The 1,209-nt window shown below is 70.0% G+C and carries 1 protein-coding gene; it reads right to left on the bottom strand.

Features of this window, described 5'->3' with window-relative positions; genetic code table 11:
• Window positions 1–15: 15 nt before the first annotated feature.
• A partial coding sequence (locus ABD990_RS34075; RefSeq protein WP_345384933.1) for a sarcosine oxidase subunit beta family protein occupies window positions 16–1,209 on the bottom strand: 1,194 nt, incomplete at its 5' end.

Below are 1,209 nucleotides of genomic sequence, written 5' to 3' on the forward strand. Positions count from 1 at the left end.
TCAGTGGGCGACGACTCAGTGGGCGACGGCGGCCGCGCCGTGCTCGTCGACCAGCGCGCCGGTGACGAACCGGTCCAGCGCGAACGGGGCCACGTACGGGTGCGGGCGGCCGTGCGCGAGGGTGTCGGCCAGACACCAGCCGATCCCCGGGGTGGCCTTGAACCCGCCGGTGCCCCACCCGCAGTTGAGGAACACGTTGGCGTACGGGGTGTGCCCGACGATGGGGCTGGCGTCCGGGGTGACATCGACGATCCCGGCCCAGGAGCGCAGCAGGTGCGCCCGGGCGAACACCGGGAACAGCTCCACCGCGGCGGCCATCTGCCGTTCGATGATGTGGAACGCCCCGCGCTGCCCGTAGCCGGTGTAGGCGTCCACCCCGGCGCCCATCACCAGCTCACCCTTGTGCGCCTGGGACACGTAGACGTGCACCGCGTTCGACATCACGATCGTCGGGTGCACCGGCTCCAACAACTCCGACACCAGGGCCTGCAGCGGGTGCGACTGCAGCGGCGCCGCCACCCCGAGCATGTCCAACAACACGCTGGTGTGCCCGGCCGCGCACAACGCCACCGTGCCGCAGCCGATCTCCCCGCGCGTGGTGCGCACCCCGGTCACCCGGTCCCCGTCGGTGCGGAAGCCGGTGACCTCGCAGTCCTGGATCAGGTCGATCCCGGCGGCGTCGGCGCGGCGGGCGAACCCCCAGGCCACGTAGTCGTGCTTGGCGATCCCGGCCCGCGGCTGATAGGTGGCCCCGTGCACCGGATAGCGGATCGCGTCCGAGACGTTGACGATCGGGCACAGCTTGGCCACCTCGTCGGGGGCCAGCCACTCCGCGTCGATCCCGTTGAGCTTGTTGGCCTCCACCCGGCGCACCGAGTCCCGCACGTCCTGCTCGGTGTGCGCCAGGTTCAACACCCCACGCTGGGAGAACAGGATCGGATACCCCAGATCCTCCTCCAGGCCCTCCCACAGCCTCAGGGCGTGCTCGTAGATCGCCGCGGACTCGTCCCATAGATAGTTCGACCGGATCAGCGTGGTGTTACGGGCCATGTTCCCGCCGGCCAACCAACCCTTCTCCAGCACCGCCACATTCGTGATCCCATGGTTGCGGGCCAGATAGTGCGCGGTGGCCAGGCCATGCCCACCCCCACCCACGATCACCACGTCATAGCTCTTCTTCGGCTCGGGCGTACGCCACAGGAAGTCGGG

This window comes from Pseudonocardia yuanmonensis, from assembly GCF_039542425.1.
Taxonomy (GTDB): domain Bacteria; phylum Actinomycetota; class Actinomycetes; order Mycobacteriales; family Pseudonocardiaceae; genus Pseudonocardia; species Pseudonocardia yuanmonensis.